The sequence below is a fragment of the Mesorhizobium sp. WSM4844 genome (assembly GCF_055811775.1).
The window spans coordinates 66025-86254 of the sequence record NZ_JBVVQB010000019.1; the positions used below are offsets into that span (position 1 = coordinate 66025).

General features: G+C 64.6%; 14 protein-coding genes and 1 pseudogene. 3 read left to right on the forward strand and 12 right to left on the reverse strand.

Annotated features, from left to right (window positions below):
• Nucleotides 1–165: 165 nt before the first annotated feature.
• Nucleotides 166–1395, reverse strand: a complete 1230-nt coding sequence (locus tag AC0L2A_RS17140; protein ID WP_473609778.1) for an amidohydrolase/deacetylase family metallohydrolase — start codon at nt 1393–1395, stop codon at nt 166–168.
• A gap of 287 nt (nt 1396–1682) precedes the next feature.
• Nucleotides 1683–2111: an Lrp/AsnC family transcriptional regulator gene (locus AC0L2A_RS17145; RefSeq protein WP_091592090.1), complete on the reverse strand. Its 429-nt coding sequence runs from the start codon at nt 2109–2111 to the stop codon at nt 1683–1685.
• A gap of 124 nt (nt 2112–2235) precedes the next feature.
• On the opposite strand from AC0L2A_RS17145, the gene AC0L2A_RS17150 reads away from it, so the two are divergent.
• The gene (locus tag AC0L2A_RS17150) at nt 2236–3339 is read left to right on the forward strand and encodes a saccharopine dehydrogenase family protein (RefSeq protein WP_473609780.1); all 1104 of its coding nucleotides are present in this window, start codon (nt 2236–2238) and stop codon (nt 3337–3339) included.
• 172 nt (nt 3340–3511) lie between these two features.
• On the opposite strand, the gene lpdA is transcribed toward AC0L2A_RS17150, so the two are convergent.
• From lpdA to AC0L2A_RS17170, 4 genes are all read right to left on the reverse strand, one after another.
• Entirely contained in the window at nt 3512–4909 is a 1398-nt protein-coding gene (lpdA, locus tag AC0L2A_RS17155) for a dihydrolipoyl dehydrogenase (RefSeq protein ID WP_473609781.1), read from the reverse strand.
• A 180-nt stretch (nt 4910–5089) separates the two neighbouring features.
• Nucleotides 5090–6475 carry a dihydrolipoamide acetyltransferase family protein gene (locus AC0L2A_RS17160; protein WP_473609782.1) on the reverse strand — a complete coding sequence of 462 codons (1386 nt, stop codon included), beginning with the start codon at nt 6473–6475 and terminating at the stop codon, nt 5090–5092.
• Between the two features lie 229 nt (nt 6476–6704).
• Nucleotides 6705–7718, reverse strand: coding sequence for an alpha-ketoacid dehydrogenase subunit beta (locus AC0L2A_RS17165; protein WP_473609784.1), 1014 nt, complete (start codon nt 7716–7718; stop codon nt 6705–6707).
• Nucleotides 7719–7720: 2 nt separating this feature from the next.
• Complete coding sequence (locus AC0L2A_RS17170) at nt 7721–8953, reverse strand: 3-methyl-2-oxobutanoate dehydrogenase (2-methylpropanoyl-transferring) subunit alpha (protein ID WP_128176560.1); 1233 nt, start codon at nt 8951–8953, stop codon at nt 7721–7723.
• A gap of 468 nt (nt 8954–9421) precedes the next feature.
• Here AC0L2A_RS17170 and holA point away from each other — a divergent pair, with 468 nt between their 5' ends.
• Nucleotides 9422–10465 carry a DNA polymerase III subunit delta gene (gene holA, locus AC0L2A_RS17175; RefSeq protein ID WP_473609785.1) on the forward strand — a complete coding sequence of 348 codons (1044 nt, stop codon included), beginning with the start codon at nt 9422–9424 and terminating at the stop codon, nt 10463–10465.
• A gap of 259 nt (nt 10466–10724) precedes the next feature.
• Here holA and AC0L2A_RS17180 read toward each other — a convergent pair whose 3' ends face one another.
• The 5 genes from AC0L2A_RS17180 to mnmE form a co-directional block, all read right to left on the reverse strand.
• A complete protein-coding gene (locus tag AC0L2A_RS17180) occupies nt 10725–11612 on the reverse strand; it encodes a ParB/RepB/Spo0J family partition protein (RefSeq protein ID WP_091592076.1) in 888 nt (295 codons plus the stop codon).
• 35 nt (nt 11613–11647) lie between these two features.
• The gene (locus AC0L2A_RS17185) at nt 11648–12448 is read right to left on the reverse strand and encodes a ParA family protein (protein WP_084646769.1); all 801 of its coding nucleotides are present in this window, start codon (nt 12446–12448) and stop codon (nt 11648–11650) included.
• Between the two features lie 36 nt (nt 12449–12484).
• A complete protein-coding gene (gene rsmG / locus AC0L2A_RS17190; protein WP_473609786.1) occupies nt 12485–13120 on the reverse strand; it encodes a 16S rRNA (guanine(527)-N(7))-methyltransferase RsmG in 636 nt (211 codons plus the stop codon).
• Nucleotides 13117–14991 carry a tRNA uridine-5-carboxymethylaminomethyl(34) synthesis enzyme MnmG gene (mnmG, locus tag AC0L2A_RS17195; RefSeq protein WP_473609788.1) on the reverse strand — a complete coding sequence of 625 codons (1875 nt, stop codon included), beginning with the start codon at nt 14989–14991 and terminating at the stop codon, nt 13117–13119. The genes rsmG and mnmG overlap by 4 nt, the downstream gene beginning before the upstream one ends.
• A gap of 334 nt (nt 14992–15325) precedes the next feature.
• Nucleotides 15326–16648 (reverse strand): tRNA uridine-5-carboxymethylaminomethyl(34) synthesis GTPase MnmE, encoded by a 1323-nt coding sequence (mnmE, locus tag AC0L2A_RS17200; RefSeq protein WP_473609789.1) that lies wholly within the window; start codon nt 16646–16648, stop codon nt 15326–15328.
• A 64-nt stretch (nt 16649–16712) separates the two neighbouring features.
• Here mnmE and AC0L2A_RS17205 point away from each other — a divergent pair.
• Nucleotides 16713–18724, forward strand: a pseudogene (locus tag AC0L2A_RS17205) (thioredoxin domain-containing protein).
• A 63-nt stretch (nt 18725–18787) separates the two neighbouring features.
• Here the strand turns inward: AC0L2A_RS17205 and rho are convergent.
• Complete coding sequence (rho, locus tag AC0L2A_RS17210; RefSeq protein WP_027153631.1) at nt 18788–20053, reverse strand: transcription termination factor Rho; 1266 nt, start codon at nt 20051–20053, stop codon at nt 18788–18790.
• Nucleotides 20054–20230 lie beyond the last annotated feature (177 nt).

The following is a 20230-nucleotide window of genomic DNA, read 5'->3' on the forward strand; positions in this document are numbered from 1 at the left end:
GAGGCCCGTGACTCGCCCCGGGCGGTGGATTGGCGCGCAGCGCCAAGACGGATGAGGGGTGTTGGACGGAGTGAGGCGTTGGTGTTCTCTGGAGCACCCCCTCATCCGACCGAACTTCGCTCGGCCACCTTCTCCCACAAGGGAGAAGGAAGAGCCGCCCAGCCTTCACCCACGCCCGAAATGCCGGCTCACCACATCGACATGCGTCTCATGCGCATGCGCTTCGTAGCGGTCGGTATCGCCAAAATCGTTAGCCGCTTCGTTCGGCCACCAGGTGCCGCCGATCACGATGCCGTCCGAGACCAGCCGCTGCTCGGCGACCAGCGACGCGCCGACCGCGTCGACAAAGGTAAAACGGCCCGGACGCAGCCGCAGCACCGCGATGTCGCCGACTGCACCGACCTTAAGCGTGCCAAGCTCGGGCCTTGCGATCGTCTCGGCCGGCCGTTGTGTCGCCGCGCGCAGCACCTCGACCAGCGGCATGCCGAGCGCCAGCAATTTCGACATGCACACCAGAATGTCGAAGGCCGGACCGTCAACGCAGTAGAGATGCACGTCGCTGCTGATCACGTCAGGCGCCAGCCCTTCGCTGAGCATCGCCCTGGCAACCGAGAAATCGAACGAGCCCATGCCGTGGCCGATGTCGAAGATGACGCCGCGCTCGCGCGCCAGCCAAATGTCGGGCCGGACCGCGCCCGAGGCGAAGACCGGCGCGTTGGGAAACGGCCGGAAGCAGTGGGTGAGGATGTCGCCCTTGCGCAGCCGCGGCAGCACTTCCGAACGGCCTGGCGGCGGCTCGTCGATATGCGCCATCAGCGGCAGGCCGGCCTGGTCGGCAGCCTCGAGCGCCAGATCGACCGGCGCGATGCCGCTGCTGCCGCCGGCATGGCGACCCGAGCGTACTTTTACGCCGACGACCACGTCTGCGTGCTCGCGCACCGCCGCCACCGTCTCGCTCGGTTCGCAGAGCCGCAGATCGCTGCACTCGCCAACCGAAACGGTCTGCGAGAAGCCGAAAATGCCGGCAAAGGAAATGTTGACATAGGCCAGGATGCGGACCTTCGAGCGCTCGATGACGTGGCGGCGAAAGCCGAGGAAGTTGCCGGCGCCAGCGCTTCCGGCGTCGATGAAGGTTGTGGTGCCGCTTTTTGCGGCGAGGTGGTCGGCGTCGACGCCGAGCGATGTGCCGCCCCAATAGACGTGGCTATGCAGGTCGATGAGGCCGGGTGCGACGATGGACCCTGTCGCATCGATGACGCGCGCGGCGCGCTCGAAGGGAATGTCGGGATCGATCGCGGCGATGCGGCCGTTGGCGATGGCCAGATCGCGTTGCGCATCGAGGCCGGATGCCGGATCGATGAGGCGGCCGCCCTTCAGCAGGAGATCAAATTGCATCGGTGTCCGGCTCCTGTCACTCGTTCAACCGGCCTGTCCGCGCAATTCTCATATAGGCCATGTTGGAAAGCAACATTTTTTTGGACTTAATGTTGCTTTATTACAGGCACCTCGCAGGCGATGGCGAAGCATCAAAAATTGCCGATCTCCCCCCAAGTGGGGGAGATGCCAAGTTTTGGCAAAGAGGGCAGGACGGAGGGGGGCGCTGTCCCGCCGACTTTCCGCAAGGTTCTGCCCGGCAGCAGCATTCTGGAAGGAGGGGAGCGGCGCCATGCTCCGCCAGCCACTCACCGGTCGATCCGCGTCGACAGGATGATCGACGACGATGTCCGCTCGACCCCGTCCATCGCGCCGATCTCATCGAGAAGCGTGTCGAGGTCCTTGATCGAGGGCGCGTCGACGATGACGATCATGTCGAAATTGCCACTCACCGAATGCAGCGTCCGCACCGGCGCCAGCGCCTGCAGGCTGCGCACCACCTTGTCAGCAAGCTTGGGCGTGACGGTGAGCAGGACATGCGCCCGCACCAGTCCCTGTTCGTAGTCGGGTGAAAGTCGGACGCCATAGCCGGTGATGATGCCGCGCTGTTCCAGCCGCTCGATCCGGCTCTGTACCGTCGTGCGCGACACGCCGAGCCGCCGCGCCAGTTCGGCCGTCGAGGCGCGCGCATTCGCGCGCAGCAGGGAGAGCAGGGCCTGTTCGGCGTTGCTAAGCACTTTCGACGAACCTTATCGGCATACTGTCCAATTTGGCACTTCGTTTTGAACAGTTCAACACTTCCTTTCGACAGGCAAGCTGCGATTCTGTCCGCTCTGTGAAAGGCAAGGCGAGGGAACTGTCATGAAGAACGTCATAATTGTCGGCGCCGGCAAGATCGGCTCGACCATCGCCGAGATGCTGGTTTCCACCGGCGACTATCACATAACCCTCGTCGACCGTTCGGCCGCACAGCTCGGCGCGGCCGAACTGCCTGAAACGGTCGAGACGCTGGAACTCGACATCGAAGCCGCCGGCACGCTCGAAGCGGCCCTGGCCGGCAAGTTCGCGGTGCTCAGCGCCGCGCCCTTCCACCTGACCACGCGCATCGCCGAAGCGGCGGCCAGCGCCGGAGTGCATTATCTCGACCTGACCGAGGACGTCGTCGCGACCCGGCGCGTCAGGCAATTGGCGCGTACCGCCAACAGCGCCTTCATCCCGCAATGCGGGCTGGCGCCGGGCTTCATCTCGATCGTCGCCAATGATCTCGCCAGCCGCTTCGACACGCTGGAGAGCGTGCGCATGCGGGTCGGCGCACTGCCGCAATACCCGTCGAATGCGCTGAACTACAATCTGACCTGGAGCACGGACGGCGTCATCAACGAATATTGCGAGCCTTGCGAGGCGATCGTCGAAGGCGAACTGATCGAGGTACCGCCGCTGGAGGAGCGCGAGGAATTCTCGCTCGACGGCGTCACCTACGAGGCGTTCAACACCTCGGGCGGGCTCGGCACACTGGCCGAAACCCTGAAGGGCAAGGTGCGCACGCTGAACTATCGTACCATCCGCTACCCCGGCCACGCCGCGATCATGAAGGCGCTGCTCAACGATCTCGGCCTGCGCCACCGCCGCGACGTGCTGAAAGACATTTTTGAGAGCGCCCTGCCGGCGACGCTGCAGGACGTCGTCATCGTCTTCGTCACCGTCAGCGGCCGCAAGAACGGCCGCCTGCTGCAGGAAACCTACGCCAACAAGATCTACGCCAAGCGCGTCGGCGACAAGGTGCGCAGCGCCATCCAGATCACCACCGCCTCCGCCATCTGCGCGGTGCTCGACATGCTGGCCGACGGCAGCTTGCCGGCGCAGGGTTTTATCAAGCAGGAAGACATCGCGCTCGACGCGTTCCTCGCCAACCGCTTTGGCAGCGCCTACGCGCAGCACGAGATGGTTAGCCGGCTTGCGGGGTGAGTGGCCACTTTCCTTCTCCCCTTGTGGGAGAAGGTGGATTGGCGCGCGGCGCCAAGACGGATGAGGGGTGTTGGACGGAATGCCGTCATTGCCAAGCTGGAACACCCCTCATCCGTCGCCTTCGGCGACACCTTCTCCCACAAGGGGAGAAGGAAGATCGCGCTAGCAGCTCTCAAACATGCAGCGCATGCCCCATCGCCTTCAGCGCCGCCTCCTGAAAACCCTCGCCTTGTGTCGGATGGGCATGGATGGTGCCGGCGATATCCTCCAGCCGCGCGCCCATTTCCAGCGCCAGGCCAAACGCCGTCGACAGTTCAGACACGCCCTGGCCGACCGCCTGGATGCCGAGCACCAAATGGTTGTCGGCGCGGGCGACAACTCGGACGAAGCCATCCTCACTCAGCTTGGTCATCGCGCGGCCGTTGGCGGCGAACGGAAACAGCCCGACTTTGATCTCGCCGCCAAGCCTCTTGGCCTCGTCCGGCGACAGGCCGGCGGTGACCAGCTCCGGATCGGTGAAGCAGATGGCGGGAATTGAGCGCTTGTCCCAGCTGCGCTTGTGGCCGGCGACGATCTCGGCGACCATTTCGCCTTGCGCCATCGCCCGGTGCGCCAGCATCGGCTCGCCGGTGACGTCGCCAATGGCAAAGATGCCGCGCATCGAGGTGCGGCACTGGTCGTCGATGCGGATGAATTTACCCGCCATATCGAGGTCGATCTGCTCCAGCCCCCAGTCTTCGACCACCGGCCTGCGCCCGACGGTGACCAGGATCCTGTCGGCAGCGATCTTGCTATTCTTGCCGGTCGCCGTTTCGACCAGCAGAGCATCGCCCTTGCTCGACAGGCCCTTGGCCTTGGCGCCGACAAGCACCTCGATGCCGAGCTCGGTGAGCCGCTTCACCACCGGCCGGGTCAGCTCGGCATCATATTGCGCCAGCACGCGCGGCAAGGCCTCGACCACGCTCACCTTGGCGCCCAGTTTGGCGAAGGCGATGCCGAGCTCGAGCCCGATATAGCCGCCGCCGACGACGGCAAGCCTTTCCGGCACTTCGCTCAGCGCCAGCGCTTCGGTCGACGAGATCACCGCACCGCCAAACGGCAGGAACGGCAGCTCGACCGGCGCCGAGCCGGTCGCGATCACCACCATCTCGGCGCGGACGACCTGCATGCCGGTCTCGGTCTGGACCTCGACGGTCTTGCCGTCGCGGAATTTCGCCCAGCCATGCACGGTCTTGACCCCGGCCTTCTTGAGCAGGCCGGCAACGCCGCTGTTAAGCCGGCTAACTATACCGTCCTTCCAGGCGATGGTCGCTTCGAGATCAATCGACGGTGTGGCGATTGAAATGCCGAGCGGGCTCTTGCCGCTCGCCATGTGCGAGATTTTCTCGAACTCCTCGGCCGCATGGATCAGCGCCTTGGACGGAATGCAGCCGACATTGAGGCAGGTGCCGCCCGGCTTGCCGAACTCGACGATAACCGTGTCGATGCCGAGCTGGCCGGCACGGATGGCGCAGACATAGCCGCCCGGACCGGCGCCGATGACGAGCAGCTTGCAGGATATTTCCTTCATGTCGACACGCTCTTTTTGGCGAAGAAGGGCCCCCTCATCCGACCGCTGCGCGGCCACCTTCTCCCCGCCGGGGAGAAGAGGCTTGCACCAGCGTTGGAGACCTCCTCTCCCCTCGGGGAGAGGGTGGCCGTAGCGAAGCGGAGGCCGGGTGAGGGGGCCTTTGCGACCGTTCTCATCTCATCAATCCACGAAAATCAGCGCCGGGGTTTCCAGCAGCGTCTTGATCCGCTGGATAAACACCGCGGCGTCCCAGCCGTCGATGACGCGGTGATCGAAGCTGGAGGACAGGTTCATCATCTTGCGCGGCATGAACTGGGTGCCGTCCCACACCGGCCGCACCATCATCTTGTTGACGCCGAGGATCGCCACTTCCGGATGATTGATCACCGGCGTCGTCGCCACGCCGCCCATGGCGCCGAGCGAGGTGATGGTGATCGTCGATCCCGACAGTTCGTCGCGCGCCGCCGTGCCTGACCTGGCCGCCTCGGCGAGCCTGAAAACCTCGGCGGCGCAGTCCCAGATGTCGCGTGCCTCGGCGTGCTTGACCACCGGCACCACCAGCCCCGAAGGCGTCTGCGCGGCAATGCCGATATGGACGCCGCCATGCTGGTGGACGATGCCGGCCTCGTCGTCGAACAGCGCGTTGATTTTGGGCTGGTCGGCGATCGCCTTGACCATCGCCCGCATCAGGAACGGCAGCAGCGTCAGCTTCGGCCGCTCGACGCCGCCGCGCTTCTCCTTGTTGAGCGCCGCGCGCAAATCCTCCAATGCCGTGACGTCGATCTCCTCGACATAGGTGATGTGCGGGATGCGCGACTTGGCCAGCGCCATCTTCTCGGCGATCTTGCGCCTGAGCCCGATGATCTTGATGTCCTCGACGGCCTCGTTGCGGGCGAGGCCGGCGACCTTCGCAAGCTGCGGTCCGCGCGCCAGGAAGGCGTCGATGTCCTCGTGGAGAATGCGGCCGGCCGGGCCGCTTCCCCTGACCTGTCGGAGATCGACGCCGGCCTCCTTTGCCCTGAGGCGGACGGCCGGCGACGCCAGCGGCCTTTCACCTTCGGGACGCGGCGCGGCGACGGGCGCAGGACCCCCACCCCAAACCCCTCCCCACAAGGGGGAGGGGGATTCCGTCGCCGATGCAACCTCATGCTCAGTGATTTTTCCGGGCGGGGACGGGTGCGGTGCCGCTTTGGCACTGGCTTCGGCGGCCGAAGCGCGTCCCCCTCCCCCTTGTGGGGAAGGGCCAGGGGTGGGGGTACTGCGGTCGGTAATCTTGGCGCCCGCCTCGCCGCCCGGCTCCGCAGCTGCCTTCACATTGCCCTCGCCGGCCACCTTCAAGCGTACAATGGGCGAGCCGATCGCCACCGTGTCGCCGATCTCCGCACCCAGCCAGACGATCTCGCCGTCGACTGGCGAAGGAATCTCGACCGTCGCCTTGTCGGTCATGACGGCGGCAAGCACCGCGTCCTCGCGCACGAGATCGCCGACCTTGACCTGCCACTCGACCAGCTCGGCCTCGGCGACGCCTTCGCCGACATCGGGCAGCTTGATCACATACTCGCCCATCGTCAGGTCCCCCTTACCGAGGCGTTTGCGCTGCCCCTCACCCTTGCCCATTCCAGGGCGAGCCGCTTGTCTCGCCCGTCCTTCGGACCCCCGCGAAAAACGGGGAGAGCGGGATCGCCGGCGTGGCGGCCAGTCCCTTCTCCCCGTTCTTCACGGGGAGAAGGTGCCGGCAGGCGGATGAGGGGCGGTGCCACCACTGGCAATTGGTCCGAGGCTCTACCTGCCATCGTCAGGCCTCCATCGTTTCGACGAGCGCGCGGCCGAGCCTGGCCGGACCGGGAAAATAGTCCCATTCCTGCGCATGCGGATAGGGCGTGTCCCAGCCGGCGACCCGCACTACCGGCGCTTCGAGATGGTAGAAGCAGTTTTCCTGCATCAGCGCCGACAGCTCGGCGCCGAAGCCTGATGTCAGCGTCGCCTCGTGCACGATCACGCAGCGGCCTGTCCTGTTGACCGAGTCGACGATCGTCTCGAGATCGAGCGGCAGCAGCGTCCTCAGATCGATGATCTCGGCGTCGATGCCGGTCTCCTCGGCCGCCGCCTGCGCGACATAGACCATCGTGCCGTAGGCCAGCACGGTGACCGCGGCGCCGGGCCGACGGATCACCGCCCTGCCGAGCGGGACCGTGTAATGCCCGTCGGCGACCTCGCCGAGTTCGTGCTTCGACCATGGCGTCACCGGGCGCTCGTGATGGCCATCGAACGGACCGTTGTAGAGCCGCTTCGGCTCCAGGAAGATCACTGGATCGGGATCCTCTATCGCCGCGATCAGAAGACCCTTGGCGTCATGCGGATTGGACGGCACGACGACCTTCAGGCCGGAGACATGGGTGAACAGCGCCTCCGGGCTCTGGCTGTGGGTCTGGCCACCAAAAATGCCGCCGCCGGTCGGCATCCGCACCACGATCGGGCAGGTGAAATCGCCGTTCGAGCGATAACGCAGCCGCGCCGCCTCCGAGACGATCTGGTCATAGGCCGGATAAACATAGTCGGCAAATTGCACCTCGACGCAGGGTTTCAGGCCGTAGGCGGCCATGCCGATGGCCGAGCCGACGATGCCGGCTTCGCTGATCGGCGTGTCGAAGCAGCGGCTCTTGCCGTATTTCGCCTGCAGGCCTTGCGTGCAGCGAAACACGCCGCCGAAAAAACCGACATCCTCGCCGAACACAATGACGCGTTCGTCGCGCCCCATCGAGACGTCCATGGCGTCGCGGATCGCCTCGATCATGGTCCGTCTTGGCATGGTCAGACCCCCGCCTGCTGGCGCTGGCGTCTGAGATGCGGCGGCATCTCACCATAGACGCCTTCGAACATGTCGCGCGTCGAAGGCTTGCCGCCGGCGTGCAGCGTGCCGTGGCGCTCGGCCTCCCTTTGCGCCGCGATCACCGTTTCGAGGATTTCCGCCTCGGCCTGGGTGTGGCGCTCGTCCGACCAGACGCCGCGCTGGATGAGATGGTTCTTCAGCCTGACGATCGGGTCGCCGAGCGGCCAGGCGTCGGATTCGGCCTTCGGCCGATAGGCCGACGGATCGTCGGAGCTTGAATGCGCCCCGACGCGATAGGTGACATATTCGACCAGCGTCGGCCCAAGATTTTTCCGCGCCCGCTCCGCCGCCCATTTGGCCACCGCGTGGACGGCGAGATAATCGTTGCCGTCGACCCGAAGCGACGGAATGCCAAAGCCGAGGCCGCGGGCGGCAAATGTGCCGGAGCCGCCGCGGGCGATGCCCTGGAAGGTCGAGATCGCCCACTGGTTGTTGACGACGTTGAGCACGACCGGCGCCTTGTAGGTCGAGGCGAACACCAGCGCCGAATGAAAGTCGGACTCGGCCGTCGAACCGTCGCCGATCCAGGCGGCGGCGATCTTCGAATCATTGCTGATCGCCGAAGCCATCGCCCAGCCGACCGCCTGGATATATTGCGTCGCCAGATTGCCGGAGATCGAGAAGAACCCGTGCTCCTTCGACGAATACATGATCGGCAGCTGCCGGCCCTTCAGCGGATCGGCCTCGTTCGAATAGATCTGGTTCATCATCGTGACCATCGGGTAGCCGTCGGCGATGAGCAGGCCGGCCTGCCGATAGGTCGGAAAGTTCATGTCGCCCGGCGCCAGCGCCTTGCGAAAGGCGCAGCTCACCGCCTCTTCGCCGAGGTGCTGCATGTAAAAGGAGGTCTTGCCCTGGCGCTGCGCCATCTGCATGCGCGCGTCGAAGCTGCGAAGCGTCATCATGTGGCGCAGGCCTTCCAGCAACTCGTCGTCGGAAAGCAGCCCGGCCCACGGCCCGACGGCCTCGCCGGCGCGGTTGAGCACGCGGATGATCGAAAACGCCAGGTCGCGGATATCACGCGGATCGACATCGATCTCGGGACGCGGCACCGAGCCGGCCTTGGGGATGGTCACATCAGAAAAATCCGGCGTCCCGCCCGGCCGCACCTCGGGCTCCGGCACATGGAAGCGCAACATTCCCGCATCGGCCATGACCTTCGTCCTCCCATGTTGCCCGGCCAAGATACTTGCACACCGGCAGGCCAGTGCCAATTCGTCGGGCAAGGCTTCCGGCCAACCACCGCGCCGCCAGCAGCACCTGTCAGGATGAAGATATGTCAGCGAAATTTCTTGTCGATCTTCCGGCTCTGCGCGCAATTTGGCGCATGATTGCGCCGGGTTTCCCGCCAGATTGGACAATGCGTCGGATTGAGGCTACGCGCGGCGGCCTTTCCTTCTCCCCTTGTGGGAGAAGGTGGCCGCGAATCGGTCGGATGAGGGGTGTTCCAGCCTGGCACCGACGGCACTCCGTCCAACACCCCTCTCCCGTCTTGGCGCTGCGCGCCAATCCACCCCCCGGGGCGAATCTCGGGCCTCGCCCGCCCTTCGGGCCCCACAAGGGGAGAAGGAAAGGGGCGACCACCGTTCACCCCGCGCCCGCATCATGCTAACCCATAGCCCATGGCACAGAAGAAAGGTTACGAGGTCGATTCGTGGTTGGCGCGGCCGGACCCGCGTGTCTCGATCGTCCTGCTCTACGGGCCCGACCGCGGGCTGGTCGCCGAGCGCGCCCGCGCCTTTGCCGGCAAGACCGGCCTGCCGCTCGACGATCCGTTCTCTGTGGTCAGGCTGGACGGGTCGGAAGTCGATCGCGACGAGGGCCGCCTGCTCGATGAGGCCCGCACCGTGCCGATGTTTTCGGACCGGCGCCTGCTCTGGGTGCGCAATGCGTCCGGCCAGAAGGCGCTTGCCGACGACGTCAAGGCGCTGACCGCGGAGCCGCCGCGTGACGCCATCATCCTGATCGAGGCCGGCGACCTGAAGAAGGGCGTCGGGCTGCGCGCCATTGTCGAGGCGGCGGACATTGCCATGGCGCTGCCGTGCTACGCCGACGAGGCGCGGGACATCGATACGGTCATCGACGACGAATTGCGCAAGGCCGGCATGTCGATGACGCTGGAAGCCCGCCAGGCGCTGCGCCGCAACCTCGGTGGTGACCGGCTGGCCTCGCGCGGCGAGATCGAAAAGCTGGTGCTCTATGCCCACGGCCAGAGCGAAATCGGCCTCGATGACGTCAAGGCGACGTCGGGCGACGTCTCTGGCCTGTCCTTCGATGACGCCGTCGATGCCTTGCTCGACGGTAAGGTCGGTGACTTCGACATAGCCTTCACCCGTCACTGCCAGTCCGGCGGCCAGGCTTTTCTGGTGCTGTCGTCGGCGATGCGGCAGCTGCAGGCGATCCAGGCAATGCGCGGCCTGATGGACGCCGGCGGCCGCAACGCCGCTTCGGTGGTTGCCGCGGCGCGCCCGCCGGTTTTTTTCACGCGGCGCAAGCTGGTCGAAAAAGCCCTCGAACGCTGGAGCAGCCAGGCGCTCGCCCGCGCGCTCAACCGCCTGCAGACGGCGGTGCTGCAGACCCGGCGCCGGCCGGACCTCGCGGTCGCGCTGGCCCGACAGGCGCTGCTCGGCATTGCCGTGGAGAGCGCAAGGCTGGCGCAAAGGTAGGCGGGTCTTCCCTTCTCCCCTTGTGGGAGAAGGTGTCGCCGAAGGCGACGGATGAGGGGGGTTCCAGTTTGGCACCGGCAGAGTTCCGTCCAACACCCCTCATCCGTCTCGGCGCTGCGCGCCGATCCACCTTCTCCCACAAGGGGAGAAGGCAAGGTTGCGCGCGGCGCCAGACGCTGCAGGACAAGCGGCAAGCCCGCGCGAGCCAAGATTCATTGGCTCAGAAGCGCTGCCAAATAGGGTGCCCTTTGCCGGCTAATCAACCCTCGTTCTTCAGCCGCCGGCAAAGCTCGTCGAGCTGCTCCAGCGTCCGATAGGCGACGCTGATCACGCCGCCGCGCTCGTTGTGCTCGATCGTGACGAACATGCCGAGCGTGCCGGTCATCAGCTTCTCCAGCGCGAGGGTATCGACATCCTTCTGTGCCGGTGCTGCTGCAGGCTGTCGCTTCACCGTCGGCGCACCCGCCGGCATCTGCGCCAGCGCTTCGGCCTGGCGCACCGAAAGCCCGTCCTCGACGATGCGCTTGGCCAGGCCCGCCGGATCCTGCGCCGTCACCAATGTACGGGCATGGCCGGCCGACAGCGCGCCGTCGACCAGCATGTCACGGATCACGTCCGGCAGCTTCAACAGCCGCAGCGTGTTGGCGACATGGCTGCGGCTCTTGCCGATCACCTGGCCGAGATCGGCCTGGGTGTAGCCGTGATCGTCGATCAGCTGCTGGTAGCCCATCGCCTCCTCGACCGGATTGAGGTCGGTGCGCTGGACGTTTTCGATGATCGCCAGCTCGAGCGCGGTGCGATCGTTGACATCGCGCACGATGATCGGGATCTCGCTCAGCCCGGCGCGCTGCGCCGCGCGCCAGCGCCGCTCGCCGGCGATGATCTCGTAGCGGCCAGCTTGCGTCGGCGATGGCCGCGCCACCACCGGCTGCACCACGCCATGTTCGCGGATCGACTGGGCAAGATCGGTCAGGTCGGCGTCGCCGAAATGCCGGCGTGGATTCTTTGGGTTCGGGCTCAGGAACTCGATCGGCACCTTGCCGTCGGCATTCATGCCCGGCTTTTCCACTGCTGCCGGACGATCGATTTCGCCGATCAGCGCCGCCAGTCCCCGGCCCAGTCTTTTTCTCGAAAGGTCTTCGCTCATCGTCTGTCCAGATCGTTTCGGTATCAATTCGGCTTCTAAGCGGCGCGCAGTTTGCGCTCGCGGCGGATCACCTCGGAGGCAAGCTGCAGATAGGCCTGGCTGCCGGAGCATTTGAGGTCGTAGAGGATCGCCGGCTTGCCGTAGGACGGCGCCTCGGAGACGCGCACATTGCGCGGGATGACGGTTTCATAGACCTTGTCGCCCATATGCGCCCGCACGTCCTGCACCACCTGGTTGGCGAGGTTGTTGCGCCCGTCGAACATGGTCAGCACGATGCCCTGGATGGTCAGCTCAGGATTGATCGAGCGGCGGACCTGCTCGACCGTCTCCAAAAGCTGGCTCAGGCCCTCGAGCGCAAAGAACTCGCATTGCAGCGGCACCAGCACCGAATCGGCTGCCGCCATCGAGTTCAGCGTCAGCAGATTGAGCGACGGCGGGCAATCGATCAGCACATAGCCAAAATTCGCCGAGCGCTCGGCCGAGGCACGCAAGGCGTTGCGCAGCCGCAGCACCCGGTCCGGCGCCGAGGCGATCTCCATTTCGATGCCGAGCAGGTCGAGCGTCGACGGCACGATCGACAGTCCCGGCACCGCCGTCGGGATCGCCGCCGCCTCCAGATCGAGCTCGCCGGTCAGCACGTCATAGGAGGAAACGGTGCGGTCGCGCCGGTCGATGCCGAGACCGGTGCTGGCATTGCCTTGCGGGTCGAGATCGACGATCAGCACCCGCTCGCCGATCGCCGCCAGCGCCGTCGCCAGATTGATGGCCGTCGTCGTCTTGCCGACGCCGCCCTTCTGGTTGGCTACGGTGATGATTCGGGGGCCATTCTTCATCATGGGTCTATGCCAGAAATTCATGCCGAGGTCGCCGATCTAAGTCAGTTGGCGCAAATCAGACAGTTCGAGGATGACGCCATGAGCGTCGGTCGCGCTGGCATGTTCTACCAGATCGAACGACCATCGTTGAGCGCTTTCTGCCACTTCGGTGCGGTAATCCCGGCCTTTGTGGAACAGGCCATAGGCGCCAGCCGTCAGCCACGGCGCCGCCAGTTCGAGCAACACCGGAAGTGACGCCAGCGCTCTGGCGGTAACGATTTGAGGTGTTGAAACAAACGGATACGCGTCGTCGATGCGCCGCGCGACGACCCTGGCCGGCAGGTTGAATTGGCCGACGACCGCTTGCAGGAACGATGCCTTCTTCCGATTGCTTTCAACCAGGTCGATGCTGGCGCCGTCGCGCTCGGTAAGCAGGAACGCCAGCACCAGGCCGGGAAAACCGCCACCGGAGCCGAGATCGAGCCAGCGCGTCGCCTCTGGTTTGATTCGTGCCAGCTGCGCGCTGTCGAGGATGTGGCGGCGCCAGACGTCGCCCTGCGTCGACTGCGCCGCCAGGTTTATCCGGCGGTTCCATTTCTGAAAGACCGTCTCGAACTCTACCAGGCGTTCGAATGTTTCACGTGAAACCGGACCGGCAGCCGATTGCAGGCCCGCCCATGAGGCAGCGCTCACGCAACATTCCTTCGCGTGGCAGCCTCGGCGTTGCGGACATGCGCGACAATGATTGCCAGTGCCGCCGGCGTCATGCCTTCCATACGCTGTGCGTCGGCGATCGAGCGCGGCTGGCGCGCCAGGATCTTTTGCTTCAGTTCGTTGGACAGGCCCGGAACGGAAGCAAAATCGAGCGACGCCGGGATTAATCGGCTCTCTTCATGCCTGATCTGCGTGACGTCAGCTTGCTGGCGATCGAGATAGACCGAATATTTCGCTTCCGTTTCAAGGCGTTCAGCCGTTTTGCTGTCAATGCCCGCAAACTGCGGGGCGATTCTGGCCAGCCAGGCGACGTCGACGCCGGGATAGGCCAGCAACTCATAGGCCGAGCGGCGTACCCCGTCCCGGTTGATCACCAGCCCATGACGCGCCGCTTCATTGGGGGTCATGGTGAAGCCAAGCGCAAGGTCCCTCGCCTTTTCAAGGTTCTGCACGATATCGCTAAACCGTTGCATCCGCTCCTGCGAGGCAATCCCGAGCTTCATCGCCAACGGCGTCAGCCGCTCATCGGCATTGTCGGCGCGCAGCGACAGCCGGAACTCGGCCCGCGAAGTGAACATCCGATACGGTTCGGCGATGCCGCGGCTGGTCAGGTCGTCGACCATCACCCCGATATAGGCCTCGGTGCGGCTGAGCACGATCTGATCGCTTGCCGACGTTTTGCGCGCGGCGTTGATGCCGGCCAACAACCCCTGCGCCCCGGCCTCCTCGTAACCGGTGGTGCCGTTGATCTGCCCGGCCAGGAAAAGACCGGCGATCCGCTTGGTTTCGAGCGTCGGCTTGAGCTCGCGCGGGTCGACATGGTCGTACTCGATGGCATAGCCGGGCTGCAGCATGGTGGCGCGTTCAAGGCCCGGAATGGTTTTTAGAATGTCGAGCTGCACGTCCTGCGGCAGCGAGGTCGAAATACCGTTCGGGTAGACGGTATCGTCGTCCAGCCCTTCCGGCTCGAGGAAAATCTGGTGGCCTTCGCGATCGCCGAATTTGACGATCTTGTCCTCGATCGACGGGCAGTAACGCGGCCCCACCCCTTCGATCGAACCGGAATACATCGCCGACCGGCCCAGATTGGCGCGGATCAGCTCGTGCGTCGCTGCCGTCGTGCGCGTGATGCCGCAATGGATCTGCGGATTGTCGATGCGGTCGGTCATCAGCGAGAACGGCACCGGCTCATCATCCGCCGCCTGGCTCTCCAGCGACGCCCAATCGATCGTGCGTCCGTCCAGCCGCGGCGGCGTGCCAGTCTTCAGCCGTCCGAGCCTGAAGCCGGCGCGGCTCATCGTCGCCGACAGGCCGAGGCTGGCCTGCTCGTTCATGCGGCCGGCAACGATCTTCTTCTCGCCGATATGGATCAGCCCGCGCAGGAAAGTGCCGGTGGTCAGCACCAAGGCTCCGCAGCCAAACCGGCGGCCATCCGCCAGCAGCACCGCCGCCAGGCGCTCATTGGCGATCTCGAAATCCAGGACCTCGCCCTCGACCACGTCGAGGCCCGCCTGTTCGCGAATCGCCGCTTGCATGGCGAGCCGATAGAATTTTCTGTCGGCTTGCGTGCGCGGCCCACGAACTGCCGGGCCCTTGCGGCGGTTGAGCAGACGGAACTGGATGCCGGCCGCATCGGCGACGCGCCCCATCAGCCCGTCCATGGCGTCGATCTCGCGGACCAGATGGCCCTTGCCGAGGCCACCGATCGCCGGATTGCACGACATGACGCCGATTGTCTCGAAGCGCAGCGTCACCAGGGCAGTCTTCGCGCCAGCGCGCGCGGCAGCACTGGCCGCCTCGCAACCAGCATGGCCGCCGCCCACCACAACCACATCATAGTGATCGGACATTTTTAGTGTTCCAGATTCTGGTTGACCGACACATGTCCCCGTCAGGACGTGGTGTCAAGCCGGCACCTGCTCCCCGTATAGTGACGGGAAGAAAGCGGGCTAGCCGCATCAACGACGGATCTTTTGCAACGAAACCGTCGACGGTTGTGTCTTTCTCCCGTCACTATACGAGGAGAAATGCCCGGCAGGGCAATGAGTGGCAGCGCTAAGTCTGAAATTCTATCCCGTCTCGGGGACCGTGGATCGTTTCACGTGAAACAATGCCTTCGAGCTAATCGCGTGGTGTTTCACGTGAATCATCCAAAGCCGGCCAGCCCGCAATGTTTCACGTGAGTCATTTGCCGATGCAGAACTGCGCAAAGATGACGTCCAGCATGTCCTCGACATCGACCGCTCCAACAATGCGGCCAAGCCGATCCGCCGCCAGCCGCAATTCCTCTGCCCGCAATTCCTGCCCGCGCCCATCCTCTGCCGCTGCCGCCAGCAAGAAGCACTTCGTCTCGTTGAGCAGTTCGACGTGCCGCAGCCGCGACGGCAGGATATCGCCGGCCTGGCCGACCTGCGCTGCGGCGCGACGGCCGATCTCGGCCAGCAATTCCGCCAGCCCGGTGCCATCCTTGGTCGAGATAACCGCGTCGTAGCGCGCCACAAGCGATTCATCCCGCAGCAAATCGGCCTTCGTCCCGATCCTCAAGGCCGGGACATCAGGTGGTATTGCGCCGATCGGCACCGGCTCCGCCATATCCTCCAGCACCAGCAACAGATCGGCAGTGCCGGCCTTGCTCCTCGCCCTTTCGATGCCGATCGCCTCAATTCTGCCGGGCGTATCGCGCAGGCCGGCAGTATCGGTCACTCTTATGCGCATCCCCTCCAGGTCCAGCACCACCTCGAGCAGATCGCGGGTGGTGCCCGGCTCCTCGGTGACGATCGCCGCATCGCGCCGGGTCAGTGCGTTGAACAGGCTTGATTTGCCGGCATTCGGCGCACCAAGAATGACGACCTCGAAGCCGTCACGGATGATTTCGGCCGCCCGGAAGCCTTGGACATGACGCTCGATCTCGCCGGTCATGTCGCGGACGTCGGACCAGACCGTCTCTGCAACGGAACCGGGCACATCGTCTTCGTCAGCAAAATCGATTTCCGCCTCGATCATCGCCCGCGCATGAATCAGCCGACGGCGCCAGGCGAGGTAGAGCTCGCTCTGCGCGCCTTCGGCATTCTGCACGGCAAAGCGCCGCTGAGCCTCGGTTTCGGCATTGACGAGATCGGCCAGCGCCTCGGTCTCGACCAGATCGACCTTGCCATTGAGAAAGGCGCGGCGGGTGAACTCGCCCGGCTCTGCATGTCTGACGCCGTCGAAGCCGGCGATTACCTCCAGCATCTTCGCCACCACGGCCCGCCCGCCATGGACGTGGAATTCGGCGACATCCTCGCCGGTAAAGCTGTTTGGGCCGGCAAAGAAAACGACCAGCCCGCTGTCGAGCACCGATCCGTCCGGCGCCCTGAACTGGCGATAGGCGGCAACACGGTTCTTGACCTTGGGGCCAGCAATCGTTTCTACGACGAATCGACTTTGCGGGCCGGAAATGCGGATCACGGCAACCCCGGCGGGCAGGCGGCCGCTCGACAGGGCAACAATGGAATTACCTGAAATCATTTGCCGACCCAGCACAACCGCCCTAGCTTCGCTTGTTCACCAACAGATTGCCGAGTTATCAACAGTGACGTTGCCCGCGAAAAACCTGCTTGCCGAAGAGGCCAGCCCCTATCTGCAGCAGCACAGCGGCAACCCCGTGCATTGGCGGGCGTGGTCGCCGGCATCGCTCGCCGAAGCAAGGGCGCTCGAGCGGCCGATCCTGCTCTCGGTCGGCTACGCCGCCTGCCACTGGTGCCATGTCATGGCGCACGAAAGTTTTGAGAACGGCGACGTCGCCGCCGTCATGAACCGTCTGTTCGTCAATATCAAGGTCGATCGCGAAGAGCGGCCGGACATCGACCAGATCTATATGGCGGCATTGTCGGCGATGGGCGAGCAGGGCGGATGGCCGCTGACCATGTTTTTGACGCCGGACGGAAAACCTTTTTGGGGCGGCACCTATTTTCCGCGCGAGGCCCGCTACGGCCGCCCGGGTTTCGTCCAGGTGCTGGAGGCGGTCGACAAGGCGTGGCGGGAGAAGAAAGAAAGCGTTAACCAAAGCGCCGCCGGCCTGACCACGCATGTCGAGGCGCGGCTGGCCGGCAGCCATGCCAAGGCGGTGCTCGACCGCGACACGCTCGCGACACTCGCCAACGGCGTCGACGGCATGATCGACAGGGATCTGGGCGGTCTGCGCGGCGCGCCCAAATTCCCCAATGCGCCGTTCATGCAGACGCTGTGGCTGTCCTGGCTGCGCGACGGCGCCACAGCCCACCGCGACGCTGTCCTGCTCAGCCTCGAAAAGATGCTGGCGGGCGGCATCTATGACCATGTCGGCGGCGGTCTTAGCCGCTATTCGACCGATGCCGAGTGGCTGGTGCCGCATTTCGAAAAGATGCTCTACGACAACGCGCAGCTCATCCGGCTGTGCAACTGGGCTTTTGCGGCGACCGGCAATGAATTGTTCCGGATACGAATCGAAGAGATCATCGACTGGCTGCTGCGCGAGATGCGCATCGATGGCGGTGCTTTCGCCGCCAGCCTCGACGCCGACAGCCAGGGTGAGGAGGGGCTGTTCTACACCTGGAGCAGGGATGAGATCGAAACTGCTCTCGGTGACGAATCGGCGTTGTTTTTCCAATACGTCACGCTTTCCAGCCCGCACGGCTGGGAGGGCAAGCCGATCATCCACCAGACTGCGGCCCAGCAAACACAAAGCGTCGCCGATCGCGACCGGCTCATTCCGCTCACAGAAAAACTGCTGGCGGCCAGGGAGCAGCGCGTCAGGCCCGGGCGTGACGGAAAAATCCTGACCGACTGGAACGGTCTGGTGATCGCGGCTCTCGCCGAAGCCGGGCGCGCCCTGAAACGGATCGCGAGGCGGCGGAACAGGCCTTTGCTGCCATTGCCAGCGCTGGCCGAGACGGCCGCCTGCCGCATTCGATGCTTGGCGCAAGGAAGCTGTTTCCGGCGCTGTCGAGCGACTACGCCGCCATGGCCAACGCCGCGATCTCGCTATTCGAGGCCACCGGCACATCGACTTATGCCGAACTGGCTGGCCAATTCATCGCGCAGTTCGACCAATGGCATAGCGATGAGAACAACACCGGCTACTACCTGACCGCGTCGGACAGCAGCGACGTGCCGATCCGCATCAGGGGCGATGCCGACGAGGCCATTCCTTCAGCCACCGGCCAGGTCATCGAGGCCATGGTTCGATTGTCGTCGCTTTCCGGCGATCTCGAATTGCAGGAAAAGACCTGGAGGATCGCCGAACACGCGGCCGGCCGGGCGGCGCGTCAAGCCTATGGCCAGGCGGGAATCGTCAACGCCTGTGCCTTGGCGCTCGAGCCGTTGAAGCTGGTGCTGGTGGATAGCCCAGAGAATCCGGGGCTTGTTCCGGTTGCGAATCGAAATCCTGACCCGCGTCGGATCGACACGATCGTGCCGGTCGGATCGGCGACAAACCTGCCGATGCTGCCAGGCGGCGTTCTGCCGCCAACGAGCAAGCCCGGCGCCTGGCTGTGCACGGGGCAGGCCTGCTTGCCGGTGATAACTGACGCCGAGGAACTCGAGCGTCGGTTGCGGCGCGGATAGGAGAGGGATGCTGCGCCGATCCACCTTCTCCCACAGGGCGAGAAGGCAAGAGGCGCCAGCCCCTTACGTATTCATCGAATCGAAGAAATCCGCGTTGGTCTTGGTCTGCTTGAGCTTGTCGATGAGGAACTCGATGGCGTCGGTGGTGCCCATCGGCGCCAGGATGCGGCGCAGCACGAAGATTTTTTGTAGGTCCTGGCGGGCGACCAAAAGATCTTCCTTGCGGGTGCCGGACTTGAGGATGTCCATGGCCGGATAGATGCGCTTGTCCGCCACCTTGCGGTCGAGCACGATTTCCGAGTTGCCGGTGCCCTTGAACTCTTCGAAGATGACCTCGTCCATGCGGCTGCCGGTGTCGATCAGCGCGGTGGCGATGATGGTCAGCGAGCCGCCTTCCTCGATGTTGCGGGCGGCGCCGAAGAAGCGCTTCGGCCGCTGCAGCGCATTGGCGTCGACGCCGCCGGTCAGCACCTTGCCGGACGACGGCACCACGGTGTTGTAGGCGCGGCCGAGGCGGGTGATCGAATCCAGCAGGATGACGACGTCGCGCCCGTGCTCGACCAGGCGCTTGGCCTTCTCGATCACCATTTCGGCGACCTGGACGTGGCGCACCGCCGGCTCGTCGAAGGTCGAGGAGACGACCTCGCCCTTCACCGAGCGCTGCATGTCGGTGACTTCTTCCGGCCGCTCGTCGATCAACAGCACGATCAGGTAGCATTCGGGATGATTCGTGGTGATCGAATGGGCAATGTTCTGCAACAGCACCGTCTTGCCGGTGCGCGGCTGCGCAACGATCAGGGCGCGCTGGCCCTTGCCGAGCGGCGCCACCAGGTCGATGACGCGGGCCGAGATGTCCTTCGAGGTCGGAACGTCCATTTCCATCTTCAGCCGCGAGGTCGGGTAAAGCGGCGTCAGATTGTCGAAATGGATCTTGTGGCGGATCTTTTCCGGGTCGTCGAAATTGATCGTGTTGACCTTGAGCAGCGCGAAATAGCGCTCGCCCTCCTTCGGGCTGCGGATCGGGCCTTCGACGGTGTCGCCGGTCTTCAGCGAGAACCGGCGGATCTGCGACGGCGAGATGTAGATATCGTCCGGACCCGGTAGATAATTGGCATTGGCCGAGCGCAGGAAGCCAAAACCGTCCTGCAGCACTTCGACGACCCCGTCACCGATGATCTCGATATCCTGGGTCGCCAGCCGCTTCAGGATCGCGAACATCAGCTCCTGCTTGCGCATCACACTGGCGTTCTCGACCTCGAGCGATTCGGCATAAGCGATCAGCTCTGGCGGTTTCTTGTTCTTGAACTCTGTGAGTTTCATTTCTTGCATCATTAGACGGACTCTGAGTGAGTAAGTATGGGGAAAATATCGGCGGGATGCGACAAATGCCGGGCGCGGCCGAAGCGATGAATGGGGCGGCGCATGACGGGAAGGAAGACCCGTCTTTTATCGTTGGTCGACTGAAAGAGCAAGCCGCTTGGAAGCGATCAATTGCGAATCTCGGGA

Excerpts from the sequence above, each read along its gene's own strand:
- AC0L2A_RS17150 (WP_473609780.1), top strand. The coding sequence starts at position 2,236 with ATGAAGAACGTCATAATTGTCGGCGCCGGCAAGATCGGCTCGACCATC.
- holA (WP_473609785.1), top strand. The coding sequence starts at position 9,422 with ATGGCACAGAAGAAAGGTTACGAGGTCGATTCGTGGTTGGCGCGGCCG.
- mnmG (WP_473609788.1), bottom strand. The coding sequence starts at position 14,991 with ATGTCCGATCACTATGATGTGGTTGTGGTGGGCGGCGGCCATGCTGGT.
- AC0L2A_RS17180 (WP_091592076.1), bottom strand. The coding sequence starts at position 11,612 with ATGAGCGAAGACCTTTCGAGAAAAAGACTGGGCCGGGGACTGGCGGCG.
- lpdA (WP_473609781.1), bottom strand. The coding sequence starts at position 4,909 with ATGAAGGAAATATCCTGCAAGCTGCTCGTCATCGGCGCCGGTCCGGGC.
- AC0L2A_RS17185 (WP_084646769.1), bottom strand. The coding sequence starts at position 12,448 with ATGATGAAGAATGGCCCCCGAATCATCACCGTAGCCAACCAGAAGGGC.
- mnmE (WP_473609789.1), bottom strand. The coding sequence starts at position 16,648 with ATGATTTCAGGTAATTCCATTGTTGCCCTGTCGAGCGGCCGCCTGCCC.
- AC0L2A_RS17165 (WP_473609784.1), bottom strand. The coding sequence starts at position 7,718 with ATGCCAAGACGGACCATGATCGAGGCGATCCGCGACGCCATGGACGTC.
- rho (WP_027153631.1), bottom strand. The coding sequence starts at position 20,053 with ATGCAAGAAATGAAACTCACAGAGTTCAAGAACAAGAAACCGCCAGAG.
- AC0L2A_RS17140 (WP_473609778.1), bottom strand. The coding sequence starts at position 1,395 with ATGCAATTTGATCTCCTGCTGAAGGGCGGCCGCCTCATCGATCCGGCA.
- AC0L2A_RS17160 (WP_473609782.1), bottom strand. The coding sequence starts at position 6,475 with ATGGGCGAGTATGTGATCAAGCTGCCCGATGTCGGCGAAGGCGTCGCC.
- AC0L2A_RS17170 (WP_128176560.1), bottom strand. The coding sequence starts at position 8,953 with ATGGCCGATGCGGGAATGTTGCGCTTCCATGTGCCGGAGCCCGAGGTG.